Source organism: Gordonia sp. (in: high G+C Gram-positive bacteria), from assembly GCF_052106715.1.
Lineage (GTDB): Bacteria > Actinomycetota > Actinomycetes > Mycobacteriales > Mycobacteriaceae > Gordonia.
Genome location: NZ_JBQEDL010000071.1, coordinates 1 through 5,720, shown reverse-complemented (window position 1 = coordinate 5,720; position 5,720 = coordinate 1). Strand labels below are relative to the sequence as shown.

Genomic DNA, 5,720 nt, shown 5'->3' with positions numbered 1-5,720 from the left:
AGTTCGAGATGGCGGATGAGCCCTCCGAGTGGGCGGCCGACAGTGTGTCTGGTTCGTCACTGAACGACGAACTGCCCAGCAACATCTACGACCCGGTCAGCGCGCTCACCGTGTCGTCGCGGACGTTCTCCGAGGCTGCGGCCGGCGATGGATCGATCGGCAACAGCATCACGCTGGGGCTGTCCAACGGCAGCTTCGCCGGCGCGAACGGCGATGATCTGACCGAGTCCATCTCGGCGAAGAACCTGCCCCAGGGACTCAGTCTCGTCGCCGAACGCACCGGGAACAGGGCGGTCGCCCTCACCCTGGAAGGCACGGCGGAGAACTCCGACGCTCTCGACAGCATCGACGACGTCGAACTGACGGTGTCGGATGCCGCGTTCTCGCGTCCACCGTCCACCGGGACGCGGGAGTTCACCCTTCGGGTCGACTTCGTCGGCGCCACCGTCACGACCTCGACCTCGCAGGTCACTGCCGCCCCGGACGGGACGCTGGATGCTGCGATCACGCTGACACTCGGCGGAGCCCGCTTCGCCGGTGAAGCCGGTCGCGACCTCATCGCCGACGGTGCGCTGAGCCTGCCGGGGCTGCCCGAATCGCTCACCGCCAGCGCGGTGCTCGGCGACGCGGGCACGGCCGAGCTCCACCTGTCGGGGTCGCTCGGCGACCTGCGGGGCGGACAGTTCGCTCTCGCCTTCACCGACGAGGCCTTCGATGGCATCGCCGCCGCGACGGTGCGCGGTGACGGCATCTCCGGGCTTGGCACGCTGCGGATCCATCGCGACGAACCGTGGCGAGAGATGCTCACTGCGCTCCTCGCAGACGCCGAGCTGGTGATCCAGGGGGCGTATACCCCGGCATCCTTCGCTGCTTTCGAGACCGCGCGCGTCGAAGCACGTGAGGCACTCGCCGACGAGGCATCCACCAGTGATCGGCTCGGCGCCGCGCACACGGCCCTCACCAAGGCCGGCGAAGCGCTGAAGATCGCGCAGTCGGCGTACCGGGTGATCGAGGCGGAGTCGTTCGACGAGTCATCGGGCAGCCCGCTGCAGCAGGAGACGACCGACGACGCGATCGGCGGCACAGTCGGCAACATCGGCGGCGTGACCGTCGGGTCGTGGATCGCGTACGACGGAATGGAGTTCGGTGAGACGCTCCCGGTGCGTGTGAAGCTGCGCTACGCGAACCACCCGGGCGACAGTGCGACCGACGAGGTCGTCGAGGTGCGGGTGGGGGCTGTCGACGGCCCGGTCGCGGCCACCGTCCCCGTGCCGGTGACGGAGGCGTGGAACGATTTCGCCACCGTCGAGGCCGAGATCGCCGATCCGTCGCTGCTCGCCGGTTCGAACAGGCTCTACTTCGTCTTCGGTGGAACGGCCGGCGAGGGCAACTCCTGGGTCATCAACCTCGACTGGGCGCAGTTCTCGGCGACCGGCGAAGACACCGATCCTCCGGTCAGTCCCGTTCGCATCGAGGCCGAGACGTACGTCGAGGACAACGGCAACGGTCTGATGAAAGAAGGCGAACCGCCCGCCGGCAATGTCGGCGGAACCTGGGATGGCGGACAGCTGGGCTACGCGAGCCATGACTTCGGTGCTGGCGAGCTCACACGGATCACGGTGAACGCCTCGACGCGCGATGAGCGGGTCGGAGACGATCCGCGACTCGAGTTCTACCTCGACGAGGTGAGCGAGGAGGCCAGGGTCGGTACGGTTTCACTGCCGAAGACCGGCGGCTGGGGCAACTATGTCGAGACGACGGTTCCGCTCGATCGGCCGGTCACCGGGACCCACGCGCTCATCGTCGTCATGCACGCGGATGCCATCGACGGTCAGGAGTACAACTACGTCGGCAACCTCCAGTGGTACGAGTTCCTGCCGGACGAGCAGCCGGCGCCCGACCTCACCGCGCTTGAGGCGGCGATCCAGGACGGGCAGGCCCTGCTGGCCGACCAGGATCTCTACGTCGCGATCGACTTCGCGGTGTTCCGTGCCGCGCTCGACGAGGCGACCAGAGTCGCGAGTGCTGCGGGTGTCGTGCAGGACCAGGCGGACGAGGCCGCACGCGTTCTCGGTCTGGCGATCGGACAACTCGACTTCGCCGTCGTGCGGCAGCTGCCGCTGCTGATCGCCCAAGCCGAGGCCGTCGACCCGGATGCGCACGCGCCCGAGCAGATCGAGGCGCTCAATGTCGCGCTCACCGCTGCGCAGGCCGTGCAGGAAGGCGCGTCGTACGAGGAGTACGCCGAGGCTGTCGCTGATCTGAGCGCCGCGCTCGACGCTCTGACGACGCCCGAGCCGACGCTGGCGGTATCGGTGGCCGCGTCGACGCGCGCTCTCGCCGGCAAGCAGTACGTGTCGGTGGCGGTGAAGAACGACGACTCCGTTCCGGTGACCGTCGTGGTGGAGACGGCGTACGGCTCGAAGTCGTTCGCGGACGTGAAGCCGGGGAAGACCGCGAAGGTGCTGATCAACTCGCGCGAGGCGGCGATCCCTGCCGGTGAGGTGTCGGTGTCCGTCACCGGTGTCGTCGGGGATGACGAGGTCACGGTCGAGCAGACCGCGACCTACGACGCGGCCGGCTGATCAGCGCGGCGCGGCCCCTGCGGAATCATCGTCATCCGCGGAGGCCGCGCGCACGGCATCCACCAGCTCGCGCCATGCGCCCCGCAGCTCGGAATCGGCCAGTTCCCGTTCGTGCTCGCTCTGCGGCGTGCGGGCGCGGATGCTCCACACGTAGCGGTCGGCGCCGGAGGATCCCTCTTCGGGCTCGGCCCACGGGCAGCGTTCGATCAGCGAGATCCAGACGTCGACGTCGGCGTGGAGTTGCACCTCCCAGCGACGTCGGATGCCGGCGACTCCGCCGGATCGCACGACGGCGACCGCGACCAGGGCGGCGGTGCCTCCGCTGTCACTCGGAGCGTCGGTCTCGTTCATCGTCGATGACTCCTACGGTGGTCCAGGCGTCGCGCACTGCGGCGACTTCCGAATCACCGTACTCCTCTGCGGCCGCGGCCACCGTGGCATCCGCGAAATCGCGGAACGTCGCGGTTGCAGACAGCCCGCCGGTCAGCGCCCGGTACCAGACGGTGCCCGCGCGCTCCCACGCGTTACCGCCCAGCGTGGTCGCGGTCAGGGCGAACGCGCGGTTCGGGATGCCGGAGTTGATGTGCACGCCCCCGTTGTCTTCGGTGGTCTGCACGAAGTCGCTCATGTGCGCCGGCTGCGGATCCTTTCCGAGCTCATCGTCGTCGTAAGCGGTGCCCGGCTCGATCATCGACCGGAGGGCTGTGCCCTGCACCTCGTCGGTGAAGATGCCCGCGCCGATCAGCCAGGTCGCCTGCTCGGCCGTCTGCCCCCGGGCGTACTGCTCCGTGAGCGCCCCGAACACGTCGGCGATTGACTCGTTCAGCGCGCCGGGCTGGCCCCGATACTCGAGGTTCGCGGTGTGCTGGATCACGCCGTGTGCGAGCTCGTGGCCGATCACCGTGAGCGAGCGGGTGAAGCCCAGGAACACCTCGCCGTCGCCGTCGCCGAACACCATGCGCTCGCCGTCCCAGAACGCGTTGTCGTAGTCGGTGCCGTAGTGCACGGTGGCGTTCAAGGGCGCTCCGGCACCGTCGAGCGAGTTGCGTGCGAACGCCGCCAGCAGCAGCTCGAACGTCGCGCCCAGACCGTCGAACGCCTCGTTGACCGACGCGTCGTCGACCGGCGGCTCGTCTTCGGCTCGCACGACAGCACCCGGCAGTGTTTCGGTGCCGCCCGCATCGCTGATCGTACGGTTCGGAGCATCGCCCAGTTCGGCCACAAGGGCGCCGTTCTCGTCGATCGAGAAGTTCAGGCGGGCACGGAACTGCGGTCTGCCGGCGATCAGAGTCTGGCGCGCAGCATCCGCTGCCTTCGTGAAGCGGCCCGACTGCGCCAGGCGCGCGAGGAGGTAGGCCGGAACGATTCCCCGTGCCGTTTCGTCGTGTGCGCTGAGATCCATATCGCCGACGATACGCGGGGGAGCCGACAGAGTCACCGTCGGGCGGAGGAACGGTAGTTGTCGTTCGGTGAAACGGCGGAGAAAGGCTGGTGAAACGGCGAGCGCAATGTGGTGAATCGGCGAGCAGAGTTCGGTGAAACGGCGAGTGCAGGGATAGTATCGCGTCCATGGTCGACTCCGGGATGATTCAGAGGCTCGTAGCTCCGCGGATTGTCGAAGCGCTCGCGGATACGAGGATCGTCGTCATTCAAGGAGCGCGACAGGTCGGAAAATCAACACTCTCGCAACAGATGTTGGTCGATCGCCCCGGCATATCAGTCACGCTCGACGATCCCGCGTCTCTGGATTTCGCCCGCACTGATCCGACGGGGTTCGTCGAGCAGGCACCGGACGGCCTGTTTGTCATCGATGAACTCCAGCGAGCACCAGAACTGGTCATTGCGCTCAAAGCCTCAGCCGATCGCGACAAGCGACCGGGGCGCTTCCTCGTGACAGGATCCGCAAACCTTCTTGAATTATCGTCGACTCACGAGTCGCTCGCCGGGCGCGCCGAACATATCGATCTCCATCCGTTCAGCCAGCGCGAGATCGAGCAGTCCCCAGGCTCGTTCATCGATCTCGCTTTCGCGACGGGCGCTCTGTCCGGTCACTCGAGTGAACTTGTGCGGGGAGACTACATCGAGCGCGCCAGCGCAGGTGGATATCCGGAAGCATTGCAACGCAAGTCGTCCCGGCGCCGACGGGACTGGTATGACGCATATCTGTCGCAGATCGTGCGTCGAGATGCCGTCGACATCTCAGGTCTGCAGCGGATCACGGATCTACCGCGGTTGCTCCGGCTCGTCGCCGCAAGGATGGGAAGCACGATGGTCTGGTCCTCACTCGCGGCTGACGCGGGGATGCCTCGACGCACGCTCGATCCGTATACGGCGCTCCTCGAGACGCTGTATCTGACTCACACCCTGCCTGCCTGGGAGGTGAACCTGACCAGCCGCGAGACCAAGCAGCCCAAGGTGTTCCCCGTCGATTCGGGACTTGCCGCCACGCTGCTCGGTGCAGCCCCAGATTCGCTCGGCCCCGGCTCGGCTCTGTCTGGGGCGCTGTTGGAGTGTTTCGTGGTCGGAGAGCTGCGTCGACAGCAGTCGTGGGCGTCGACGCGCGCGACGCTTCGTCACTACCGAGACAGCCGTGGCGTCGAGGTGGACGCTGTCCTCGAGGCGCCTGACGGTCGTGTGGTCGGTATCGAGGTCAAATCGGCGGCCACGGTCAGGGCGAAGGATGCTTCAGGTCTGAGCGTTCTGCGCGATCGGCTGGGCGACCGATTCGTCGCAGGGTACATCCTGCACACGGGCAGATCTTCCGTCGCCGTCGGGGAGCGGATCACGGCACTGCCCATGGACGCGCTGTGGGCGGCGACTCCCAGGTCGCTCGCGTAAAATCGGCACAATGACCGATGCCCCCGCCGCCGACACCTCTGAATTCGGCGACGGCCTCGATCCCGACGATCTCGCGACGACCCTGCGGGTGCTCGCCTCGCTGGATGCGATGAGCGAACAGCATCCGGATTACATCGCCGTCCGCCGCGCCACCGCGCAGATGTTCAAAGCCGTCAAGCGCGCTCGCCGCAAAGAGATCCGCGATGCGATCGCCGAGGCCGACCGGGCTGTCGTGGCGAACACCGCGACCGGCGCTCCCGACCGCATCGACGACGAGACGCGCGGCAACGACCTCGC

The 5,720-nt window shown here is 67.4% G+C and carries 4 protein-coding genes and 1 pseudogene; 3 read left to right on the top strand and 2 right to left on the bottom strand.

Translation table 11 applies throughout. The features are described 5' to 3' along the window. Nucleotides 1-2,585: carbohydrate-binding protein (locus tag ACTIMF_RS18950; protein ID WP_442351833.1), on the top strand; the 2,585-nt coding region annotated here is incomplete at its 5' end. On the opposite strand, the gene ACTIMF_RS18945 is transcribed toward ACTIMF_RS18950, so the two are convergent. Continuing rightward, on the bottom strand, nucleotides 2,586-2,936 hold the full coding sequence (locus ACTIMF_RS18945) for a protealysin inhibitor emfourin (protein WP_441890205.1): 351 nt from the start codon (nucleotides 2,934-2,936) through the stop codon (nucleotides 2,586-2,588). It lies immediately after the preceding gene. Then, nucleotides 2,911-3,987 (bottom strand): M4 family metallopeptidase, encoded by a 1,077-nt coding sequence (locus ACTIMF_RS18940; protein WP_442351832.1) that lies wholly within the window; start codon nucleotides 3,985-3,987, stop codon nucleotides 2,911-2,913. Before ACTIMF_RS18940 ends, ACTIMF_RS18945 begins: the two co-directional genes overlap by 26 nt. 167 nt (nucleotides 3,988-4,154) lie before the next feature. On the opposite strand from ACTIMF_RS18940, the gene ACTIMF_RS18935 reads away from it, so the two are divergent. Further along, nucleotides 4,155-5,423 (top strand): ATP-binding protein, encoded by a 1,269-nt coding sequence (locus tag ACTIMF_RS18935; RefSeq protein ID WP_442351831.1) that lies wholly within the window; start codon nucleotides 4,155-4,157, stop codon nucleotides 5,421-5,423. A gap of 10 nt (nucleotides 5,424-5,433) precedes the next feature. Then, nucleotides 5,434-5,720: pseudogene (locus ACTIMF_RS18930) on the top strand (short-chain dehydrogenase); the annotation flags it as partial.